Source organism: Burkholderia sp. Bp9143, from assembly GCF_003853645.1.
GTDB lineage: Bacteria > Pseudomonadota > Gammaproteobacteria > Burkholderiales > Burkholderiaceae > Burkholderia.
On record NZ_QTPO01000040.1, the window covers coordinates 60645 to 83022 of the forward strand.

19 protein-coding genes are annotated in these 22378 nt (G+C 63.5%); 5 read left to right on the top strand and 14 right to left on the bottom strand.

Features of this window, described 5'->3' with window-relative positions; all coding sequences use genetic code 11:
* The first annotated feature begins 4 nt into the window (after positions 1-4).
* Together DIE23_RS27000 and DIE23_RS27005 are read left to right on the top strand one after the other, a co-directional pair.
* Entirely contained in the window at positions 5-955 is a 951-nt protein-coding gene (locus DIE23_RS27000; RefSeq protein ID WP_124614914.1) for an OmpA family protein, read from the top strand.
* Positions 956-1092: 137 nt separating this feature from the next.
* Positions 1093-1668: a DUF3592 domain-containing protein gene (locus DIE23_RS27005; protein WP_124614915.1), complete on the top strand. Its 576-nt coding sequence runs from the start codon at positions 1093-1095 to the stop codon at positions 1666-1668.
* A gap of 267 nt (positions 1669-1935) precedes the next feature.
* Here DIE23_RS27005 and DIE23_RS27010 read toward each other — a convergent pair whose 3' ends face one another.
* From DIE23_RS27010 to DIE23_RS27070, 13 genes are all read right to left on the bottom strand, one after another.
* Positions 1936-2694, bottom strand: coding sequence for a hypothetical protein (locus tag DIE23_RS27010; protein WP_124614916.1), 759 nt, complete (start codon positions 2692-2694; stop codon positions 1936-1938).
* 81 nt (positions 2695-2775) lie between these two features.
* On the bottom strand, positions 2776-3537 hold the full coding sequence (locus tag DIE23_RS27015; RefSeq protein WP_260436173.1) for a hypothetical protein: 762 nt from the start codon (positions 3535-3537) through the stop codon (positions 2776-2778).
* Between the two features lie 36 nt (positions 3538-3573).
* Positions 3574-4980 carry a hypothetical protein gene (locus DIE23_RS27020; RefSeq protein WP_124614918.1) on the bottom strand — a complete coding sequence of 469 codons (1407 nt, stop codon included), beginning with the start codon at positions 4978-4980 and terminating at the stop codon, positions 3574-3576.
* Positions 4981-4982: 2 nt separating this feature from the next.
* A complete protein-coding gene (locus DIE23_RS27025) occupies positions 4983-7664 on the bottom strand; it encodes a type VI secretion system Vgr family protein (RefSeq protein ID WP_124614919.1) in 2682 nt (893 codons plus the stop codon).
* 67 nt (positions 7665-7731) lie between these two features.
* A complete protein-coding gene (tssA, locus tag DIE23_RS27030; RefSeq protein ID WP_124614920.1) occupies positions 7732-8853 on the bottom strand; it encodes a type VI secretion system protein TssA in 1122 nt (373 codons plus the stop codon).
* A gap of 39 nt (positions 8854-8892) precedes the next feature.
* On the bottom strand, positions 8893-11562 hold the full coding sequence (tssH, locus tag DIE23_RS27035; protein WP_124614921.1) for a type VI secretion system ATPase TssH: 2670 nt from the start codon (positions 11560-11562) through the stop codon (positions 8893-8895).
* 48 nt (positions 11563-11610) lie between these two features.
* The gene (gene tssG, locus DIE23_RS27040) at positions 11611-12711 is read right to left on the bottom strand and encodes a type VI secretion system baseplate subunit TssG (protein WP_124614922.1); all 1101 of its coding nucleotides are present in this window, start codon (positions 12709-12711) and stop codon (positions 11611-11613) included.
* Positions 12675-14510 carry a type VI secretion system baseplate subunit TssF gene (tssF, locus tag DIE23_RS27045; RefSeq protein ID WP_124614923.1) on the bottom strand — a complete coding sequence of 612 codons (1836 nt, stop codon included), beginning with the start codon at positions 14508-14510 and terminating at the stop codon, positions 12675-12677. The genes tssG and tssF overlap by 37 nt, the downstream gene beginning before the upstream one ends.
* A 77-nt stretch (positions 14511-14587) precedes the next feature.
* Positions 14588-15073, bottom strand: coding sequence for a type VI secretion system baseplate subunit TssE (gene tssE, locus DIE23_RS27050; RefSeq protein WP_059465243.1), 486 nt, complete (start codon positions 15071-15073; stop codon positions 14588-14590).
* A gap of 62 nt (positions 15074-15135) precedes the next feature.
* Entirely contained in the window at positions 15136-15639 is a 504-nt protein-coding gene (locus DIE23_RS27055) for a type VI secretion system tube protein Hcp (protein WP_006477093.1), read from the bottom strand.
* A gap of 70 nt (positions 15640-15709) precedes the next feature.
* Positions 15710-17200 (bottom strand): type VI secretion system contractile sheath large subunit, encoded by a 1491-nt coding sequence (tssC, locus tag DIE23_RS27060; protein WP_039320274.1) that lies wholly within the window; start codon positions 17198-17200, stop codon positions 15710-15712.
* A gap of 15 nt (positions 17201-17215) precedes the next feature.
* Positions 17216-17731: a type VI secretion system contractile sheath small subunit gene (tssB, locus tag DIE23_RS27065; RefSeq protein WP_044845930.1), complete on the bottom strand. Its 516-nt coding sequence runs from the start codon at positions 17729-17731 to the stop codon at positions 17216-17218.
* A 44-nt stretch (positions 17732-17775) separates the two neighbouring features.
* Positions 17776-18417 (bottom strand): M48 family metallopeptidase, encoded by a 642-nt coding sequence (locus DIE23_RS27070; RefSeq protein ID WP_124614924.1) that lies wholly within the window; start codon positions 18415-18417, stop codon positions 17776-17778.
* A gap of 378 nt (positions 18418-18795) precedes the next feature.
* Between DIE23_RS27070 and tssJ the strand changes: the two genes are divergently transcribed.
* The 3 genes from tssJ (at position 18796) to icmH (ending at position 21635) form a co-directional block, all read left to right on the top strand.
* Complete coding sequence (tssJ, locus tag DIE23_RS27075; RefSeq protein WP_057924730.1) at positions 18796-19407, top strand: type VI secretion system lipoprotein TssJ; 612 nt, start codon at positions 18796-18798, stop codon at positions 19405-19407.
* A gap of 102 nt (positions 19408-19509) precedes the next feature.
* Positions 19510-20856, top strand: coding sequence for a type VI secretion system baseplate subunit TssK (gene tssK / locus DIE23_RS27080; protein ID WP_124614925.1), 1347 nt, complete (start codon positions 19510-19512; stop codon positions 20854-20856).
* Complete coding sequence (icmH, locus tag DIE23_RS27085; RefSeq protein WP_124614926.1) at positions 20853-21635, top strand: type IVB secretion system protein IcmH/DotU; 783 nt, start codon at positions 20853-20855, stop codon at positions 21633-21635. Before tssK ends, icmH begins: the two co-directional genes overlap by 4 nt.
* An 89-nt stretch (positions 21636-21724) precedes the next feature.
* Here icmH and DIE23_RS27090 read toward each other — a convergent pair whose 3' ends face one another.
* Complete coding sequence (locus DIE23_RS27090; protein ID WP_124614927.1) at positions 21725-22042, bottom strand: hypothetical protein; 318 nt, start codon at positions 22040-22042, stop codon at positions 21725-21727.
* Between the last annotated feature and the right edge of the window lie 336 nt (positions 22043-22378).

The following is a 22378-nucleotide window of genomic DNA, read 5'->3' on the forward strand; positions in this document are numbered from 1 at the left end:
CGGGATGCAACGCACGATTCACGTCCAGCGCACGCGCTTGTCGCCCTTCGTTGCCGGCCTCGTCGCCGCCGGCCTCATCGCCAGCGGCGCGGCCTACGCGCAGAACACGGGCGGTGCGACCGTCACGCCGGTCGGCAACGGCACGGTCGCGACCGCCGCCCTGCCCGCGAACACCAACCCCGGCGCCGCGCCGGCCACGGCGTCCGGCACGGTGGTGCACGGCACGGCCGGCACGATCGCGCCGCCGCCCGCGAACGCGACGCCCGGCCAGGTGGTGGTCGGCGGCAAGGTGCCCGACGAGGCGACCAAGGCCGCCGTGCTGCAGAAGCTGCGCGACACCTACGGCGCGGCGAACGTGGTCGACCAGATCGAGGTCGGCGACGTCGCGACGCCGCCGAACTGGAGCGCGAACGTGCAGAAGCTGCTCGGCGCGCAGCTCAAGCAGATCAGCAAGGGCCAGCTGAAGATCAACGGCACGCAGATCGAGATGAAGGGCGAGGTGCACAACGAGGCGCAGCGCCAGCAGCTCGCGAGCGACATGGCGAATACGCTGAATCCGACGTACACGATCAAGAACGGGCTGCGCGTGTCGGCGTCCGAGCAGGGTGTGCTCGACCAGACGCTCGCTAATCGCACGATCGAGTTCGAGACGGGCAGCGCGACGCTGACGCCGCAAGGCAAGCAGATTCTCGACCAGATGGCGGCCGCGCTGTCGAAGATGCAGAACCGCACGGTCGACATCATCGGCCACACCGACAACTCGGGGAACCGGACGTCGAACATCGCGCTGAGCCAGGCGCGTGCCGATGCGGTGAAGGGTTATCTGATCACGAAGAGCATCCCGCCGCAGCAGATGACGACGACGGGCGTCGGGCCGGATCAGCCGATTGCGCCGAACGATACGGCGGATGGGCGGGCGAGGAATCGACGGATCGAGTTCCGGGTGGGGCAGTAAGCGGAGATTCGGGGGCATGGCGAGCCGGGCGCACGATACTGACGGATACATCCCGCAGATTTCGCGGGCCCCGTCAGATCCCGCATCGTCAATAAGCCGGTCACCTCACTAACCGACTACTGAATCCAGCAATTCCAGTGAAATTCGCGCTGCGCTGCTTGCGATCGGCCATTCTTCTGCTTGTCGGTGCGGTCTTCGTGCTGGCGGGCGCAGCGGGCGCCGTCAATTCAGCCATCCTCGTTCGCGCTCGCGCGTGGCCTCGTGTCCCCGCCTTTGTCGAGCAATGTGAGTTGTCGCTGCGATATGGCAAATCCGAAGTGATATGGGAGGCGCGCGCCGTCTTCCGTTATGGTGCAGGGCAGACGCAGCACTACAAGACGACGTGGCAGCCCGCGGAGTCGCCCGTTTATTCGCGTTCGGCCGCATCGAACATCAGTCGCGAACAGTTCGCCATGTTCACGAAAACGTATTGCAGTGCGGCCTCGAACGATGGCCTGCGTGTTTCGCCGATGTTTCCGGGTATTGCCCGGCGCAACGAAGCAGTTGTGGGCGGGGCATGGATACGTGAAATCGGATTCGGTCTGTTTGCCCTGGTCGGCGGGTCGATGCTGTGTGTTGGGAGCATTTCGCTCCTGCCATGGATCGAGGATCGCAAAAAGCCTGCGGTGAAGCGGAAAGCGCGGCGAGCACGGAATCGCGTCAGTGGTTCGTGATGCGGGCGGGCAGGCTGGTTTCTTCGCCCCCCTCGATTGCGTCCACCCATGCGAGGCGGTTGATCGACGTAGTGCGTAGCCCGAGGATCGGCCATTCACTGATCGCGTGCCTGTTTAAGGTAATCCAGAAAACTTGGTTCGTTGCTCCGTCAACTTGGACAGGCACTGCGATGCCCCGGACGTGCTCGCGACGCAACGTCTTCCGGAATCGGCGGCCGTAACCGGCCGCACCAACAGTCTTCGCCAACTCGCAGCAAACGCCTCACTTCACTGCGCAAGAATGACCTTCTTGCCAGTCTGACGCTCAAGCATCAATGGCAAATACACTCGGAAGAATATAGTTTTCACATATGAATTTCCGATAACCGAAATAGCCATTGGAAACCCGAGGAGCGACAAAACTATGCACAACACGTGCGGCCCGACAGTTTCGCCCAGAACATGGTTTGTGTTCGCCCCGACCGCTGCAGCAAAAGGTATCAAGTACGCAAGCACTGACATCAACGCACCTTTAAAAGGAGTTCTTGACGTCAAGTGATCGATGTACCCACCACACGAATGACGAAAAACCAGATTATTACCGTCATCGTGGTAAATCGTATTCACGACCGCCTCTTTCTTCGCTACGCGCCGAAAATCCGAAAGAACCATGTTGGCATGCCATCCGATAATAGCAAAGCACACCGACACCACCGAAATCTTCAGGAAGGCATGCATCGGAATATACAACACGTAGAATAACCAAACAAATGCAACCATCAACCAGGGAGCCAGTGCCAGCATCGAGACGATGCCTTCGACCCAGAGTCTTCGCGCCCGTCGATTCATCGAATGGTGAAAAGACAACACGATTGATACGAGGAACTGCAAGACCAACATCAGCTTCCACACCCAGGCCGCCATCACACCTAGCTGCGAGAACACGTAATAGATGCCGGCCACGACCATACCGATCGCCAATTCGATCACCGCCAAATTTCCGTGAAAATCTATCGGCGAACTGTCGTCAATGTCTGATTTCATCATTTACGCATGAATCGAATGCGGTGCCCACAACCAACCTTAACCGCAACTTCAGCATAGCAATCACCATGAGGAATACCCGCACTATCCGGCCACCAATACGCGCTTACCACGCTCTTTCTCGATCTGCTTCGGCAAAACCATCATCAAAATGTAGTTGCGCACAAACACGCTGAGAAATAGCAGCGCGACCGGCATACCGAATACCGCCAAAAACAACAGCACTCCGTTTGTGCCGAAGTTGGACGAAAGCAAGCGATTCATCACCAAATAGAACGGCGCAATCCCGAAGACGACATATTTGAAAATTCCCGGCATGATATTCGGCTCACGATGATACCGATCGAACTCCATAGCACCACGTTGAACGTCGTAGACAAGTGCCTCGCCACGCTCCTTGATAACCTTATCGAGAAATGGAGTAGTGTTGACTGTATGACGCACGTTGCGCTGTACCACCAGCGCCCAGACGAAGTTAAGCGCGATCCCGCCAATCAATCCCGGCCATCGCACTACGCCGGGCATCGGCGCAAACACGAAATAGCAGAAATAGCAGAATATTCCAAAAAAATAGTAGGTCGAGATGGTGCCAATCGACATGACCAGTCCATACGCATATAGATCATTCGTGCCACGATATCGGACGTAGACGAAAAGCAGCGCCGCGCAACTCAACACCGCGACCGAAATGCCAATCCTCCAAGGCCATGCCGATACCGACAAGTCATCAGAATAGGCCGCATACGACAGTGCTGCTCCCAATAGCGACATCACCAGAACCAGCGGAACCGCTTTCTTCAGCATTGTCAGAACGTGGTCTGACTGAGGTTGCGAAATATTCTTCATGATCATCGTTTCAGTTCTCTCTGACATTACGCATTGTCAGGGCGTAAACATCATCGGATAGCCCTCGTAGTCCTTCGGCATCATCTTCTCCAGGTAGGTTGCCGCACTGCTGATCGACTCACCTAGCCATTTGAAACCGGCGGTAACAATCTCGGTTGCATGGAATTTCTTGTCCAAATAATCCACACCGTACCCCACCGCACACGCAACGACGATGGTACCCACCACGATCCCCCAAACGGGCAAGCCGGCAGTTCCGAAGAATCCGACAATCAGACCGATGACAATCGATGTCACGGCCGCATTTAGTCCAGCCTTGGTGACATCAATAAGAATCTTCGCAAGCAGATCGGAGACATGTTTGCGGCGCTTGCCTTCATGATCGATCTGCTCGTAGTCGCGCAGCCATTCGGCAGTGTCCAATGCAATCGTGAAGACGAACGCGATCAGCCCGGCCTTTTTGAATGCACCTCTGATGGCCTCCTTGGCTGCGGCGGCACGTGACGCGGCGTTGCCAGCGCCGCCAGCGATCGTCAGCACCTTCTCATGCTGCACGCCATATCGTGCTGCCGACATCAGCTGACGCAGCTTCTGATTGCCAGAAAATACGACGTACCATTTCTCTCCAGCATTCTTATGAACGACTTTTACTAATCGAAATTTTTGCGACCAAAGCTCGTCTGCCCATTTCTTGTTGTCGTTTAGGAACGCAGCAACTCCGGCGAGTTGGGCCGTCAGCCAGTTGCGCGTTGCAATCTTGTTTGGATCAATCGCGGTTTCCTCCCCGCCTCCTGACGACAGCGTATCTATGATTTCCCGTGGAACCGCCGCGAGATTGACTTCGGTTACGTGCGCGTACTGCGTCGACTTTACGTCGGCATCCTGACTCAGTTTGATGGGTAGAGGAAATGCTCCTACTTGTCCGATCGAGAGCGGATCAGAGGGTTCAGACGTTTGTAGCGACCGAAGCACAGACCCTCCCGAACTTGAACCAAATGACCTGCCAAGCGGGTTGACCTGCGTCGCTGCGAAAGGGGGCCGGCTGGTCGGCATGTTGATATTCATTGCGATGATGATCGGCTCCGGTTTGACCTTCGGATCGGAGCTGCCATCAACCAAGCCAAACTGAAGCATTGAATACCGCTGAAACACCTTCCCGTCGCGCTTGAGCACCAGTTCACCCTTGAAATCACGTCCGATCCAGATGTGGTAACGCTGGCCGTCCGAGAAACGCCCTTGCTTCACACGTTTCTTTTGCGCGACGTCATAGATCCAGTCTTCCGGCGCCTCGACGGTGTAAGTCGCACCTTTGCTTATATGAAGATCAAATATGACGTCACGATGCTTGCGCAACAGAACCGTGATATCCGACTCGGCCCAGCAACTCACCGGCTCCCCCGGCAGATCAATACAGACGTTATGTTGAACAAGAGGCTTGCCCATTTTCACTCTCCCGTCCGTTTGACCTGACTGGCCACGAACTCGTCAAAATCGATGTTCTTCAATTCCGCCTTGCCTTCCGCATCGAGCGCGACGCTATGCTCCGTCCCGTCCTCGGTCGTGAACTTGATCGGCTCCCCGTGCGGCACGTTGCCGTCGGCATCCACGTAGCGAATCCGCATGTCTGCCTTCTTGCCTTCCGACTTGAACGTCTTCTGGAGACTCGTCGGCCCGCTGAACGCATGCTGTCCGCCCTTCACGTCGATCTTGCCCGGCGCATGAATCTCGATGTTGCCGCCCTTGATGCGGACATATGCGCCACCCGACGTCAGCAGAATCTCCTCCTTAGCGACGCCTTCGATCGTTGCGGTCGCCGACAGCACCTTGACTGCCTTCTGCGCGACCATCTCGACGTTGTCGTTCTGCGCCTGTATCTCGACGGCACCTTTCCCGGCGAAGAGCTTCATGCCCGCATTCTGCGCAAACAGGCTGAGCTTCTCCTTGACGCTCGCCACCAGCGACTTGCCGCTGACGAGATGCGTGCTCTGTCCGCTCACGACGTTGACATGCCGGTCCGCAGCCAGATGCGTACTGTGTTGCGACGCCACCCCGATCCCCGCCGGGCTCGCAAACAGCATCACCGGCTCCTTGAACGCGTTCGCGTTCCCCGTCCCGCCGCCGGCAGTCCTGCCGCCGCTCGCGGTCGCGCCCGACACGCTGTTCTGCGTCGCATCGGCGAATTGCTTCAGCGCATCGTGACCGGTACCGAGACTCTCCGCCTGGTGCATCTCGCTGACCTGCGACATCGACTCGATCAGCCCCTCCGCATTGACGAGTTGCTGCTTCGCTTCGCTCACGTCGAGCGGCTGGCTGTCGGCCTGCTTCGGATGCGTCGTCACGTACAAGCCCTGCCCGGCGCGCATCGCACCGTACGCATCCGTGCGTAAATCGAAACCGGAGCCGAGATACGCCCCGCGCGTGTTGCCGTTCTGTTCGATCAGGTAGCCGAGATGAAGCAGCGAATTCGCGCTGCTGCTGAACAGGCGCGCGCGGTTCTGCCCGGTCGCGTCGTCGAGCACCATCTCGTTGTGCCCCGATCCCGCATATTCCTTCGACCGGAAACCCGACAGGATCCCGTCGCTATGCCATTGCGGCTTGGCGGCACCGTTGTACACACGATGCATGACGATCGGCCGGTCGCAATCGCCGCCGATGTAGCCGATCAGCACTTCCTCGCCGACCCGCGGAATATGAACACCGCCGTAACCACCGCCGGTATCCGACTGCACGACGCGCATCCAGCAAGACGCATTCTCGCGGCCTTCGCTCTGCCGATCCCAGACGAACATGACCTTGATCCGGTTCAGTTCGTCGGTATAGACCTCCTCGCCTTTCGGCCCGACGACGACGGCGGTCTCGAGCTGCATCGCGGGCTTGCGGTGCTCGAACGGGCTGCGGTATGGCACGCTCGCACGCTGCGCCTCGACCTCGACGAGATAAAACCCGGCGGAGCCGTCGTCGTGCCCGACCTCGAACGCAGCCGCTTCGCTGTGACCGGCCTTCACCCGCGCCAGCTGATCCTGCAGGCTATGCGGGAAATTCGCTTCGTGGTCCGAGATCGGCAGATTGTTCTCGATGTACCGCGCGACCCCGATGGCCGCGAACTCGCGATCGCTGGCCGAATCGCGATCGTGCTCGGGATGATCGACCAGCGTGAAGCGCCGGCCGGCATCGATCGCGCGCACGCCGCCCACGCCGAAGAAGCGCTTCGCGCGCGACTCCCATTCCTCGAGGCGAATCTTCGACAGGTGTTCGCCGCGGTCCTGCCCCGGATACGTGTACGCGCCTGTGTATTCGTAGATTTCCGCCTGGCCCGGCAGGTCGCCCTGGCCGGCTTTCGTCGGCAGCGTCGTGCCGTTCGGATTGCCGGCCGACGACGGCGATTTGTAGTCGAACGTGCGCGTGGTGTGCAGCGTGCTCTGCAATGTCCGCGACGCGGCCCATTGCGTGAACCCGGCGGTTTCGGTGCCGCTGCCCGAGCGATCGAACGTGACGGCATTCGGCGACAGCGCATCGACCGCATGCAGGTCGTCGGTGATGACGAGCATGTGCGCCTTCCCGTCTTCGCTGTGCCGCCAGAAACCGAACAGCCCTTCGTCCTCCATCAGCCGGTGCACGAAGTTCCAGTCCGTTTCGCTCTGACGGCAGTACGACCGGGACGGCAACGGCTTCGACAGCGCGAACTGGTACTGGCCCCTGACCTGCGGATGCGTATCGAACACGTCGGCGAGGATCGCGTCGACCGGCTTGTCCTGCCAGTACCGCATGTCGCTGCGAAACTTGAGGAAGTGCATCCACGACGCGAAGCGCAGCTGGTAACTTGACAGGCTGCCGTCGGCGCCGACCCGCCGCGCCGTGTGGATATAGCCGTTGATCGGCAGATACGACTTGTCCGCCTGCTGGATCCACAGCGTGATCGGCCGCGCGATCAGTGTCTTGAGCTCGACGTCGCTTGCGGTGGACACCAGATCGAGTGCAACGCTGAAATCGCGGCCGAGCTCGGAACGGGTCACGGCGCGGCGCGGCACGAGCGCATTGTTCGGCAGCGACGGGATGTCCGTCTTCAGCAGGCGATCCTGCTGAATCAGGCCGCCGCGGATCGCCTGTGCCAGTTCGGTCACGTTCATGCGTCACCCTTCTTCTCGTTCATCGCGAGCCCGCCGGGCCCGCACTCTCAGGTCAAAAAGCGCTCGTTCACGACTGCTCGTCGGGCCTCACGCCGAGCAGTTCGCGGATATGCGACAGCGACCCGTCGTCCTTCACGACGCTCTCGAGCCACTTGTGCAGCGGCATGTCGGCCCATTCGGCGGCCTTGTCCGCGAGATACGCAACCGGGCTGTGCGGCTCGGTCTGGCGGAAATAACGCGCGACCGCGCGCAACTGGTCGACGGCCTGCGCACGGTTCTGGATGCCGGCAATCATTTGCGTCACCGGCGGACGCGGAGCGGTCTGCGGCTGCACATGGGTCTCCTCGGTATGGAACGTATCGCCGAAGCTCGGCTCGATGCGCTCGGGCTGCGCCTGCTGTGCCGACGGCGCATGCGGCGCGCTGCCCGTATAGCCCTGCTCGCGCGCAAAGCGCTCGGCGAGCCGGTACACGGTCTCGAACGCGTCGCGCGCCTGCCGGAAGCTCGGCGCCGAATCGCCCGCGCGTTCGACGAGCCGCTCCTCGAACGCGTCGAGTGAAATCTCGAACGCCTTGAGGTTCGCGAGCAGCGCCGTGTAGAACGCGATCGGCGTCACGCGCCGCGACGCATCGACCTGCTCGACCGACGGTTTGCCGCGTGCGATGTCGTCCGCGTGTTCGGGGTCGCGCTTCACGGCCTGCGCCACATGCTGCGCAACTTCCCAGTCGAGCGTCGTGAACGCGTTCGACGCGCCCTCCGTCACGGGAATGCCGCGCAGCAGTTCGGCCGTACGGCCGGACAGCCACGTGACGTTGCCGAGCCGGTATTCGACGTCGTCGCCTTCGGGCAGCGGATGCACGGTGTCCCAGTAGTCGCGGCACAGGCCTTCCAGCAGCGCATAGCCTTCGGTGAGGCCGGTGATGCCGTCCTCCAGCGCGAGCGCCTCGGTCAGCCATACGGCGAGCCGCAGGTCCTTGGTGCGCGTGCGCAGCAGCTCGCCCGCGCGATCGACGACGAAGCCCCAGTCGGCCTCCTTGATCTCGGTCACCCACTCGCCCTGGTCGAGCGTCGGATCGTCATAGCGCCGCGCGTCCTGGATCGCGTCGAATTCGTTCGAGAACAGCAGGTCGTCGCCGCTGGGCGACGCATCGCTGATCGGCGTCAGCAGCTCGGGGAGATTGATCGGCATGGTTCGGTCAGTTCATCAATGCATGTTGCGCGGCCGCGCTCATTCGACGGTATATGCGAATTCGCCGGCCTCGTCCGCGCGCACCGCGATGCGCGCGATGGCCGCGCCGTCGGCGATCCGGCCGAGCACGTGGCCCGCGATCTCCGGCAGCAGCGTGCCGTTCAGGATATGGTCGACGTTGCGGGCGCCCGAATCGACCTCGGTGCAGCGCGCGAGCACCGCCTCGACGAGCGATTCGTCCCACTCGAACGCGGCCTTGTGATTCGCCTCGATGCGGCGGCGGATCCGTTCGAGCTTCAGCGCGATGATCTCGGCCAGCACGTCGTCGGAAATCGGGTAGTACGGCACGACCTTCATCCGGCCCAGGAAGGCCGGCTTGAACGTCTTGTACAGCTGCGGGCGCAGCGTCTCGGCGAGCGCGTCCGGATCGGGCAGCTCCTCGGCCGGCTTGTTCAGGCACGCCTGCATCACCGCGGCCGACCCGACGTTCGACGTCAGGATGATCAGCGTGTTGCGGAAATCGATCTCGCGCCCTTCGGCATCGTCCATCGTGCCCTTGTCGAACACCTGGAAGAACATCTCGAGCACGTCCGGGTGCGCCTTCTCGACCTCGTCGAGCAGCACGACGGAATACGGGTTGCGTCGCACGGCCTCGGTCAGCACGCCGCCCTCGCCGTAGCCGACGTAGCCCGGCGGCGAACCCTTCAGGCCCGACACGCTGTGCGCTTCCTGGTACTCGCTCATGTTGATCGTGACCATCTTGCGCTCGCCGCCGTACAGGATGTCGGCCAGCGCGAGCGCCGTCTCGGTCTTGCCGACGCCCGACGGCCCGACGAACATGAACACGCCGCGCGGTTTGTTCGGATCCTCGAGGTTCGCGGTCGCCGTGCGCACGCGCTGCGCGATCGCGTCGAGCGCATGGTCCTGGCCGATCACGCGCGCGGTCAGCAGCGGCTGCAGGTTCAGCACGGTGTCGATCTCGTCCTTCACCATCCGGCCGAGCGGGATGCCGGTCCATGCGGCAACGATCTCGGCGACGACGTGGCCATCCACCTGCAACGGCACCATCGGCTCGCCGCCCTGCAGCGCGTGCAGCGCCGCGACGCGTTCGGCCAGCTTCTCGCGCGTGACCGGCACGTCGACCGGCGCGCCGTCTTCCGACGGCCCACGCGCCTTGTCGAGCGTGTCGCGCAGTTCGGTGATCTCGGCGACGATCACGCGCTCGGCTTCATAGCGCGCCTCGTCCTCGGCCAATTGCGCGAGCGCCGTGTCGCGCGCGTCGCGCAGCTCGCCGAGGCGCTCGTCGTGCGCCGCGCCGCCCGCCGCTTCGCGCTCCAGCGAAGCGATTTCCGCGTCGATGCGCTCGATGCGCTTCTTCGTGTCGTCGATCGCCGCCGGCGTCGCGCTGTGCGCGAGCGCGACCTTCGCGCACGCGGTGTCGAGCACGCTGATCGCCTTGTCCGGCAGCTGGCGGCCGCTGATATAGCGATGCGACAGGCGCACGGCCTCGGTGATCGCGTCGTCGAGAATCCGCACGTTGAAGTGCTTCTCCATCAGCCCGGACATCCCGCGCAGCATCGCGGCCGCGAGCGGCTCGCTCGGCTCCTCGACCTTCACGACCTGGAAGCGCCGCGCGAGCGCCGCATCCTTCTCGAAGTACTTCTTGTATTCGCTCCACGTCGTCGCGGCGATCGTGCGCAACTCGCCGCGCGCGAGCGCCGGCTTCAGCAGGTTCGCCGCGTCGTTCTGGCCGGCCTGGCCGCCCGCGCCGATGATCGTGTGCGCCTCGTCGATGAACAGGATGATCGGGTGCGCGCTCTTCTTCACCTCGTCGATCACGCTCTTCAGACGGTTCTCGAACTCGCCCTTCACGCTCGCGCCGGCCTGCAGCAGCCCCATGTCGAGGACGTGCAGCGCGACGCCGCGCAGCGGCGGCGGCACGTCGTCGGCCGCGATCCGCAGCGCGAGGCCCTCGACGACCGCCGTCTTGCCGACGCCGGCCTCGCCGGTCATGATCGGGTTGTTCTGGCGGCGGCGCATCAGGATGTCGATCGCCTGGCGGATTTCGGCTTCGCGGCCGATCACCGGGTCGATCTTGCCGTCGCGCGCGCGCTGCGTGAGGTTGGTCGTGTACGTGTCGAGCGCGGGCGTCTTCGACGGACCGACCGCGGGCGCGGCACCGTCGGCGGCCGGCGCGACGTCGCCGCCTTCCTCATCCGCCTGGCGCGGCTCGGCCTCGCTCGAGCCGGCCATGATCTCCTCGAACTTGTGCTTCAGGTCCGCCACGTTCATTTCCGCGAACTGCGACGACATGCGCTGCGCGAACTGCGCGAGATCGGGCGCCGTCAGCAGCGCGAGCAGCAGGTGCCCCGAGCGGATGCGGCCGAGCTGCGAATCGAGCGACGCGATCAGCCACGCCTGCTCGAACAGCGCAATCAGGTGCACGGAGAACACCGGCGTGCGCGTGTTGCCCGTCTTCAGCCGCGTGAGTTCGCGCTCGAGATCGGCACGCAGCGCATGCGGATCGACGCGGCTCGCGCGCAACGCAAGCGGCAGGTCGCCCGTCGCTTCTTCGAGCAGCGCGAGGAACAGATGCTCCAGATCGACCTCGTAATGGCCGCGCGCCAGGCACGCGCTCGCCGCACGCTCCGTCGCGTGCCGGCACAGCGGGTTCAGTTTCGTGATCAGGGTCTTCAGAGGCGTGCTCATGGCGTTGATCTCAGGTTCGATTGCGTGTTTGCTTGTTGTCGTTCGGAATCAGTGAATCACGTGCAGCTCGTAGCGGGCGTCCGACCGGTCGTCGACCGCGTCGCGCGTACAGAGGAATGCGTCCCAGCCGAGCCGCGAGCCCGCGCCGAGCACGCTCGCGCCGACCTCGGTGCGTTTCAGCACGAGCTTCACCTCGTATTCGAGCGTGACGCCGGCGAGCAGCGTCAGCATCCGCTCGAGCGCGACGGCCTGCGCGCCGCCGGGCAGGAACGCCTCGTAGTCGCGCTTGGACAGCGGGCCGACGACGATCCGCGCGCGCATGTCGCGCTGCCACACCCGTTCGCCGACGAGCGCCGTCGCGCCGAGCACCGCGTTGACCTCGCCGAGCACGCTCAGCTGGTCGGGCGGCACGTCGTACCACTTGCCGACGAACTGGTCGATCTTCACCGGCACGCGGAAGTAATCGGACAGCGTGCGCTGCAGGTAGGCGGCCGACATCGGCCGGTGCCGCGCGGCGAGCGCGTAGCCGGCGACGGCCTCGTCGAGCACGCCGCCCGCGCCGGCCGCGAGGCTGTCGCGCACCTCGTCGCTCGGCACACCGGCGATCGCGAGCAGGAGCGGCAGGTAGCGCTCGTCGCGGTCGAGTTCGTAATGGAACGGCAGCCGGTATTTCTTCCACGCCGCGTAGAACAGCGCGGTCGCGCGGTTCGAGAACACGTCGAAGAACGCGCGCGCTGCGTGGTCGCGCTTCAGGTGCTCGCGCGCGACGATCTGCTCGGTGTAGTGCAGCGGCAGCGCGCCCTGCCCGCCGAGAAGCCCGAAGAACGCGGGCGTCAGCTCGACGTGGCCGAGTTCGCCGGCCGCGAGCGCGGCGCCGCGCTCCTCGCCCGAGTCGAGCAGCGTGCCGTCGTCGTCGAACGAGCGGGCGCCTTCGATCTCGCTCGGCGGAAAGCCGAGCGACAGCGTATTGCGGAATTCGATGCGCTGCGCGACGACGTCGCCCTGCCGCCACGCGCCGGGCGCATCGGACGCCTGCCGCGCGAACAGCCCTTCGAGCACGCGCACCGCCTGGAAGAACTCGAAGCGGTGCGGTTCGTCGAGCAGCGCGTCGACTACGCCAGGATCGATTCGCCGGTGCGGGGCTTGCATCGGATGATCTCCTCGCCGGTGCGCTTCGACACCACGACTAGTTGAACGAAACTGTTGAGATGGACATACAGCCCGAAGAAGCTGTCGAGCACGCGCACGAACGACGCGAGGCTCGCGCCGACGAAGTGTTCCTCGTCGATCGTCAGGCGGATCTCGATGCCGCGCACGAAGGTCGCGAACGGCTTGCCGGGCAGCCACTGCACGGCGCCGCGCTGCTCGACGCCGGCGAGGCCGTCGATCTGGCGCATCGACACGGCGGTGCGCCGCAGGTCATACAGCGTCAGCATTTCCTTGAGCGGCGCGAGCCCGTGCGCGACCAGCGACACGTGGTTCAGCGCGAGGTGCGACACGAGCCGCCAGTGCGCGGCGCGGCCGCGCTCGAAACGCAAGCTCTGCGTCGGGCGCCGCAGCAGCGAGATGCCGCTCGTCTGCGCGCCGCCTTCCTGGAACAGATCGCCGCCTTCGAGACCGAACGCGAGCATCGACGGCAGGTCGCGGTTCGTGCAGGTGAGGTCGAGGCTCAGTGTGTCGGTTTGCGGTGACGTCGGTTCGAAGTCGATGTCGACGATCGAGATCTCGGTCTCGTAGCCGGGGCTTTTCTGCGCGACCCAATCGTTGCGGCGCGCGAACCAGTAGTGACCGATCCGCGCCGATTCGCCGTGATGCAGCGAATAGAACGGCCGGAACTCGATCACCGATTCTTCATGCGCCTGCTGCCGGACGAGCTTCACCGAATCGATCGAGTACACCTCGTACGCGAACGCGCGGCGCGCTTCGGCGATCACCGGGTACGACACCGCACGGTGCGTGATGCGGATCGGCTCGCCGTGCTGGCGGAACAGGTTGACGATCGGCGTGCAGAACAGCCGGAAATGGCTGGCCGTCAGCAGCTCGAGCAGCCGCGCGACGTGCGAATCGCTGCGCACGTCCTGCAGCACCAGATGCAGCGTCGCGCGCTGGCAGCGGCCCGACGCGCGCGCGATCGCCGCGAGATCGAAATCGACGAAATCGAACTTGTCGGGGAACGCGAAGTATTCGGTGAGCAGGCGATACGCGGGGTGCGACTTCGCCGGGTAGTCGATCAGCGCGTCGTCCTCGTCGAAGCCGGCGTGCGCGATCGGCAGCTTGCGCAGCGCCGTCCAGCGGCCGTTGCGCTCGGGCTCGACATACGCGCCGAGCACGTTGACGAACAGGCAGTCGGTCAGCGCGGCGACGAACGACTGTTCACCATGCAGGTGCGCGCGCAGCGTCGGCAGCTTCAGCGCGCCGAGATCGAGTTGCGCGGCGAGCGATTCGAACGTGATCGAGATCACGCCCGTCGCGTTGGACGGCAGCACCGTCGCGCTCGGCGCGAGCGCGACCGGCGTGTAGCGCGCCTCCGAGATGCGGATCGGCGCGAGCGTCACGTCGTACGCGGTGCGGAACCGGCACTGCACGCCGCGGATCGGACGGCTCTTCAACTCGGTGCCGCGGTCGATCACGACCGGTTCGGTCTGCTGGCCGGGCGAAGCCGGCGTGAACTGCGCGATCGAGCACGACGGGAACGGCCGCAGGTAGTGCGGATACAGCACTTCCAGCAGCGCTTCGGTGAATTCCGGGTAGTCGTCGTCGAGCTTCTTGTTGATGCGCGCGCCGAGCAGCGCGAACGACTCGATCATCCGCTCGACGTGCGGATCCTCGCAGTGCTCGCCGGACAACGCGAGCCGCGCGGCGATCTTCGGATAGCGTTCGGCGAAATCTCGCGAATAGCGCCGCAAAAACGATAATTCGCGCTCGTAATACGGCAGCAATTCTTCCATCGACGACCCCGAACCTCAATATTTCCTGCCGGACCCTGATCCGCCACCGGGCGGTCCGGCCCGCTCGGCGGCTTGATTTACAGCATTCTGGCCGCGCGTGTGCGCGTGACCGAATACTGCAGCGTCGACGGCTGCAGCATCGCGTCGAAACTCACCGGCTCCTCGGCCGGGTGCACGACGAGCAGCGCCTGGATCGCGAAGTAAAGCGCGTTGGTCGACTGCTCGTTCAGCTCGAACGTCACCTGCACCTGCTGCAGCCGCGGCTCGTGGCGCGCGATGGCCTGCTGGATCGACTTGCAGATGAACGCGCGGTCGTAGTGACTCGCGAGGCTCAGCCCCGCGAAATCGTTCAGCCCGTAGGTCAGCACCGACTTCTGGCATTCCGGCAGCGCGGCCAGCTCGATTTCGGTGTGCGCGATACGGGTGTTGAGGATCGCCTCGACGTCGCGGGCGACCGTATTCTTGAGCTCGTCCAGCGACAATTGCCGCATTGCGGCCGAGGCCGGCAAGTGCGGTTCGTCGTCGAACAGCTTGTCGAGAAAACTGGGTTCGAATCGTTTCATCGGCCGGCGTGCACAGCGAAAACGGCAACGGGACGCCCGGCGCTCCGTTGCCGCAACCGACCTTAGACCGCGTAGGTCTTGTCGTTCTTCGTCAGGCTCCAGGCGCCTTGCGTGTTGCCGCCCTGGTTGCCGCCGATCTTCTGCTGGGTCTGCTTCCACTGCACGGCCGCGTACTTCAGCGAGAACGTCTCGAGGGGCAGACCTTCCTCGCGAACGCTCGGCGCGATGCTCGAGATGATCACGTACTTGAGCTTCACTTCCAGATACTGCACGCGCTTGCCTTCACCGTCCGCGCGCGAGAAATGGACCGTCACTTCATCGAACGTGGTGCCGCCCGATGCGTGCTGGTACAGCAGCGGGCTCGACGAATCGATTTCCTTCGTGAAAATCATGTCGCCGTGCTCGCAGCGCGTCATCGTGTGACCGCCTGCGGTCGATGCCGTTGCCGAACGCGGCTGAACGATCGAGTGATCCCACGATTTCAGTTCGATCCAGCCCTGATGGTCTTTGTCCGCGGACTCGCCCTTCACCGCCGGACTACCAAACTGCAAGTGCATATGTAACATGGCCCTTCGACTCCCCAAAGAGGTGGTTTTAACGTCCTACCCAGGCGGCCCGCCCGGGCGATTTACTCGCTTATGAATTTGCCGGTTTGGGCAGATCAGCGACAAGTCGCAGAGAAATCGAGAGTTCGTCGAGCTGAAAGTGCGGACGCAGGAACGCGACCGAACGATACGAGCCCGGCTTGCCCGGAATCTCCGACACTTGTATGGATGCCTCGCGCAGCGGGAATTGCGCCTTCTGTTCCTGTGACGCGTTGTCGTCGAGCAGGACGTACTGCGAAATCCACCGGTTGAGGAAAGTCTCCACGTTCTGCGCCGATGCGAAGCTGCCGATCTTGTCCCGCATCATCGCCTTCAGGTAGTGCGCGACGCGCGATACCGAGAAGATGTACTGAAGCTGGGCGGACAGGACCGCGTTCGCATTCGCGCTGTCGGTGCTGTATTTTTTCGGTTTCTGCACCGATTGCGCGGCGAAGAACGCTGCGTAATCCGAGTTCTTGCAATGAACGAGCGGGATGAAGCCGAGGTCGCTCAGCTCCTTCTCGCGGCGATCGGTGATCGCGATTTCGGTCGGGCACTTCAGCGCGACTTCACCGTCGTCGGTCTTGAACGTGTGGGTCGGCAGGTCCTCGACGAGGCCGCCGCCCTCGACGCCGCGGATCGCCGCGCACCAGCCGAAGTCGTCGAACGCGGCCGTCAGGCGTGCCGCGAAGGCCCACGCTGCGTTGCACCACAGATACTTGTCGTGCTCGGTGCCGTCGACGTCCTCGACGAAGTTGAAGTTCTCCGCGGTCTGGCCATCCTTCGGATTGAACGGCAGGCGGCCGAGGAAGCGCGGCAGCGTGAGGCCGACGTAGCGCGAATCCTCGGCATCGCGGAACGACTTCCACTTCGCGTATTCGACCGTGTCGAACACCTTGCCGAGATCGCGCGGCTTGCCGAGGTCGGAGAACGACTCGAGGCCGAGCAGCTCCGGCGATGCCGACGCGATGAACGGTGCGTGCGCGGCCGCCGCGACGTGCGACATCTGCTCGATGAAGTACATGTCTTCCGGCTGGCGCGAGATCTCGTAATCGCCGATCAGCGCACCGAACGGCGAGCCGCCGAACGTGCCGAACTCTTCTTCGTAGACCTTCTTGAACAGCGCGCTCTGGTCGAACTCGCTCGCGCCCTTGAAGTCGCGCACGAGGTCGCGCTTCGGTGCGTGCAGCGCCTTGATCTTGATCGTCTGGCCGGTGTTGCTTTCCTTGACCAGATAGTCCATCCCGCGCCACGTGCTTTCGAGGCGCTGGAATTCCGGCGCATGCATCACCGCGGACAGCTGCGTGGAGATCAGGCGGTCGAGTTCCGCGACGCGCGCGTCGATCGTCGCCGACAGGTTGTCCGACACGATCACCGTGCCGTCGAGCACCTGGTGCACGAGTTCACCGATCAGGTCCTTCGCGCGCGCATGCTCGGAATCGGATTTCGCGACCTTGCTCTTCTCGACGATGTCGTCGAGCAGTGAAGTCCCGGCGGCGTATTCCGCGCCGCTCGCTTGGGCCGCAGCCGTTTGCTGGTTCATCTCAACACTCCGTCGTCATTCGCCGTCTTTGTCGCCGCCCGTGCCCTTCGCGAGCTCCTGCAGCTGCTGCGTGTTCTTCAGCACCTCGGACAGCAGGTCCTCGAGCTTGTCGTTGCCGGCGAGCTTGTTGCGCAGGTCGGCGAGCTTCGAGCGCGCCTCGAGCAGGCGGCGCAGCGGCTCGACCTGTTCGACGACTTCGTCCGGGCTGAAATCCGACAGCGACCGGAACTTCAGGTCGACCGCGAACTTGCCGCCTTCCGGGCTCAGGCGGTTTTCCACCTGGAACGCGGCGCGCGGCTCGATCGCCTTCATCACGTCGTCGAAGTTGTCACGGTCGATGTTGACGAACTTGCGGTCGCGCAGCTTCGGCTGCTCGACTTCCGACTGGCCCGCCAGATCGCCGACGACCCCGACGACGAACGGCAGTTCCTTCACCTCGATCGCGTCGCCCTTCTCGACCTCGTAGGTCAGCTGGACGCGCGGCGGCCGTATTTTCTGCAAGCTTTTCTGAATGCTTTCTTTCTTGGCCATCTCGACGGCTCCCAGGTTAGTTGTGGTTATCGCGTCAGTTGCGGTCAGTTGCGCAGCGCGCTGAACGGATCCGCACCGCCCTTCTGCGCCGCCGCGGCCTGCGGCGGAGCCGACGGCGTCGGCGCGGTCGTTGCTGCTTCAGCGGCCGGTGCCGCACCGGCCTTCGGACGATGAACGATGCGGCGCGGCGGACGCGCCTTCGTGGCACGCTGCTCCGGCGGGAACAGCGCCGATTCGCCGAGCGTGTCGCGCAGCTGCTTCGCGAGCGCCTGCGCGTCCGACTTCGCGTCGCCCGCGAGCGACGAGTCCTGGCGCAGTTCGCCGAGCGACTGCGTCGCGATCCGCAGCCCCGCGACGGCGAGCACGCTCTTCGCCTGACGGTCGGTCGCGTCGCGCTGCAGGGCTTCCTGCGCGGCGACGATCGCCTGGCCATAGTGGTTCTGGGCAAACTGGATCTGCGCGATGCGCGACCACGGTTCCTCGCGCGTCGGATCCGACTTCGCGAGCTGCTGGTACAGGCCGAGCGCCTTGTCCTGATCGCCCGACTTCGCAACGGCGTCCGCATCGGCCAGCGACTTGTTGAACACCTCGGCAGTCGGCGGTGCCGGCGGCTGGCTCGCACAACCGGCGATCACGCCGCAAGCCAGCACTACCCCAGACAATTTTGCGAAGAGACGGTCTTTCATCGTTATATCCACCGGCGCGTGAGTATTAAAATCGTTGAGAATCTGGTTCTTTTGCTTTGCAAGAAGCGCGCGGGTATAGTACCGATCAATTTTTCATAATTCAATCGCTGCGTGCAGAGTAATTCCTTTTAAAATCGTGCGCTACCCCCTCGAAACACCTCTGGCAGCGGCCCGCCAGCGGCTTTCGCATCGACCGGAATGCGCAAGTTTTACTTGGCCGGCAACGCATCGCCCGGGCGACGGAAAAAATTTCCGAACAGGCGTTGCGCCGCACGTGTGCTTAATAGTTGAACGGCAGATAAGCCGGGCATTCGCGTGGAACGCGGAAATACCCGGCAGTTTTGACAGGGGAGTTAAAGGCGGCACGCCGGAAACACGATGAGATCGTCCATGATTCGCTATGCGCTGCCGCTGATTGCCTGCGCGCTCCTGGCCGGATGCGCGGCCGCCCCGCTGCTCGGCTCCGCCGCAGGCGCCGTGATGCAGGCCGCCGGAATCGGCAAGCCCGAACTGCCGGACGCCCAGAAGCCGCCGCGCAACATCGGGCTCACGCTCGCCGCCGCGCCCAACCTCAACGCCGCGAACGATCACAAGCCGCTCGCGTTAGTGGTGAGACTCTACGCGCTGAAGGATCCGACTTCGTTCCAGCAAGCGCCGTTCGACGCATTCACCGACCCGACCAAGGAAAAGGCCGCACTGGGCGCCGATCTGCTGAACGTGCGTGAAATCACGCTGATTCCGGGCCAGCGCTATACCGCAACCGAAAAGGTGTCGCGCGAAGCGCAGGCATTCGGCATCGTCGCGCTGTTCCGTGATCCCGCAATCCAGCGATGGAAACTGACATTCGACCCGGCGAAGTCGGAGAAATCCGGCATAATCATCGGCCTGCATAATTGCGCGATGACGGTCACCGACGGCTCTGTCATCGCACCGCAACAAGGTGCGCCCTCGCAACCGCTGAATATGCTTTCGTCGGTCACCTGCGGTTAAGCATGACGCACGAATGTCATTTAACAAGAGTTAACAAATTGGCGATTAATTCGGGCACGAACAAATCGATTACATCGCAACGCCACATTAACCGGATTTGACATGAGTTATTCGGCCAAGGTGCTATGGGGGGAAGGGCTGTTCCTCCGGCCTCAACACTTCCAGCGGCAGGACGCCTACCACGAGGCGCGCCTGTTCGAATCCATCCAGGCGATCCAGCCTTACAACTGGGGCGTGCGCTCGGTGCGCATCGACCGCGATGCGCTCGGCAGCAACGTGCTGCGCGTGGCCGAGCTCGCGCTGGTGTTCCAGGACGGTGCGCTGTATGCCGCGCCGCAGGCCGACGACCTGCCGCCGCCGATCGCGCTCGACACGCTGCCCGACGGCATCAACGAGTTCGTGTTCTACCTCGCGCTGCACCCGCTGCGCGAGAACAGCACCAACTACAGCGACGATCCGGCCGCCGGCTTCATGACGCGTTTCGTCAGCGAGCAGACGAGCGTCGCCGACAACTTCACCGACGCCGCCGAAGCCGACATCACGTTCCTGAAGACGCAAGTCAAGCTGATCGCACACAGCGAGCCGCGCGACCAGCTGCTGTCGGTGCCGCTCGTGCGCGTGCGCCGCACCGCGACGTCCGGCTTCGAGATTGACGACAGCTTCGTGCCGCCGTGCCTCGCGATCGACGCATCGCCGATCCTGCACCAGCGGCTGCGTCAGCTGGTCGACGCGCTGCAGGCGAAGGTCAATGCGCTGTATGGCTTTCACCGCGAACCGTCGAAGAACATCATCGAGTTCCGCTCGGGCGACATCGCGTCGTTCTGGCTGCTGCACACCGCCAACGCCGCGTTCGCGACGCTCGCGCACCTGCACCAGCATGCGGCGCTGCATCCGGAGCGCCTGTTCCAGGAACTGCTGCGCCTCGCGGGCCAGCTGATGACGTTCTCGAAGGGCTATACGCTCGCCGACCTGCCCGTGTATCGCCATGACGATCCTGGCCCGAGCTTCGCGCGTCTCGACCTGATGCTGCGCGAGCTGCTCGACACCGTGATCTCGACGCGCTACTTCGCGATCACGCTCGACGAGGTGCGTCCGTCGTTCCACCTCGGCCGCCTCGATTCGGGCAAGATCGACGACAAGACCGAGTTCTATCTGGCGGTGTCCGCCGACATGCCGAACGTCGAGCTCATCGATGCGGTGCCGGCCCGCTTCAAGGTCGGCGCGCCCGACGACGTCGACAAGCTCGTGCTGTCGGCCATGCCCGGCGTGCGGCTGTCGTACACGCCGCAGGTGCCGCCCGCGATTCCCGTGCGGCCGGGCGCGTGCTATTTCTCGCTCGATTCGCGCGGCGCGCTGTACGAGCGCATGCTGCAGGCCCAGTCCGCGATGATCTACGCGCCGACTGGCATCAATGACCTGAAATTCGAACTGATCGCGGTCACATCATGAGCTACGCGCCCTCCCTGTTCGGCGACAACACGCCGGCCCCGTTGCAGACCCCGGCGTCGACCGACGCCGCGTTCCAGGCCCGTTCGCTGCTCGACCTGCTGTACGACGGGTTCTTCATGCTGTTCCTGCTCAAGAACGGCCGCGAGCCGGACAGCGCGAGCGAGTTCAGCACGAAGATCCAGGAGTTTCTGTCGGATTTTGAGCGTGGCGCGAAGAAGCTCAATATTCCCGCCGAGGACGTGTATGGCGCGAAGTTCGCGTACTGCGCGGCCGTCGACGAGATGGTGCTGTCGTCGCAGTTCAAGATCCGCACCGACTGGGAACGCCGGCCGCTGCAGCTCGTGTTGTTCGGCGAGCAGCTCGCGGGGGAGAAGTTCTTTCAGTATCTCGAGGAATGTCGCGCGCAGGGCGCGGCGCGGTTGCAGTCGCTCGAGGTGTTTCATATGTGCCTGCTGCTCGGGTTCCAGGGCAAGTATCTGCTCGAGGGGCCGGAGAAGCTGGCTTACCTCACCGCGCGACTGGGCGACGAGATCGCGCATATGAAGGGCAAGCGGGCCGCGTTTGCGCCGCATTGGCCGCTGCCGGATCAGATCGCGCATCGGCTGAAGCGTGAGGTGCCGGTTTGGGCGATCGGGGCGGTGTTTGCGCTTGTCGCACTGCTCGGGTATCTCGGGCTCAATACGTATCTGAAGGACAAGACGCTGCAGGCGTTGGCGCCCTATTCGCAGGTGATCAAGGTGGGCCCGGAGTCGGCGAATTTGACGATTTCGTTGCCTTGAGGGCTGGGCTTCGTTCGGATGTTGATGCTGCATGAAAAAAGGACCGCCTCGGCGGTCCTTTTTTACTGTGGCGCGCGGCGCATGCCTCGTCAGAGCAGAATGAACTCGTCGTTGTCGACGTAGAACACGAATGCGTCGAACAATTGCGCGACGCTCGGTTCGTCGACCTGGTCATGCGCGTTGATCACGATGTCCTCGATCGTCGCGCTGTTCAGCGTGACGCGCCAGCCGGGTTGCGGTGCGGTGGCGGGGGGCGTGTCGGCTTCGGCTTGCTGGGCGGCTTCGATGAATGCGCCCTCGGTATCGAGCGTCCACGGCATCGGCGGCAGGCAGAGCCATCCGGAGAAGTCGCCGGGGTGTTCGAGGATGTGTTTCAGCGACGCGGTGGTCGTGATGGTGGTCGGCATGGGTATACGGCTGTATGGCTTGGTGAATGCGGTGCTGAGATCGTGACGTCACGGTTGCAGGCCGTGATTATGCCAACTCCGGGACCGTAAGATTGGCCAGCGTTCGTTGTCGGCCGATCTGCTGAGCCTATCCGAACCTTTGTGTGTGAGGCATAAACTGATGGCCAAGGAGCCACTTTATGCCACGCAAACGTAAGGAAGAAGCGGCCGTAGAACCGGGCAAGGGCTTGAACCTGGACCCGGAACTGATCAAGCAACTTGAACCGCGCCGGGAATCGTGGAGGCCGGTTGGTTTAAGTTAATGCAGGCAAGTCAGCGGCATTTCTGAGTTGCCTG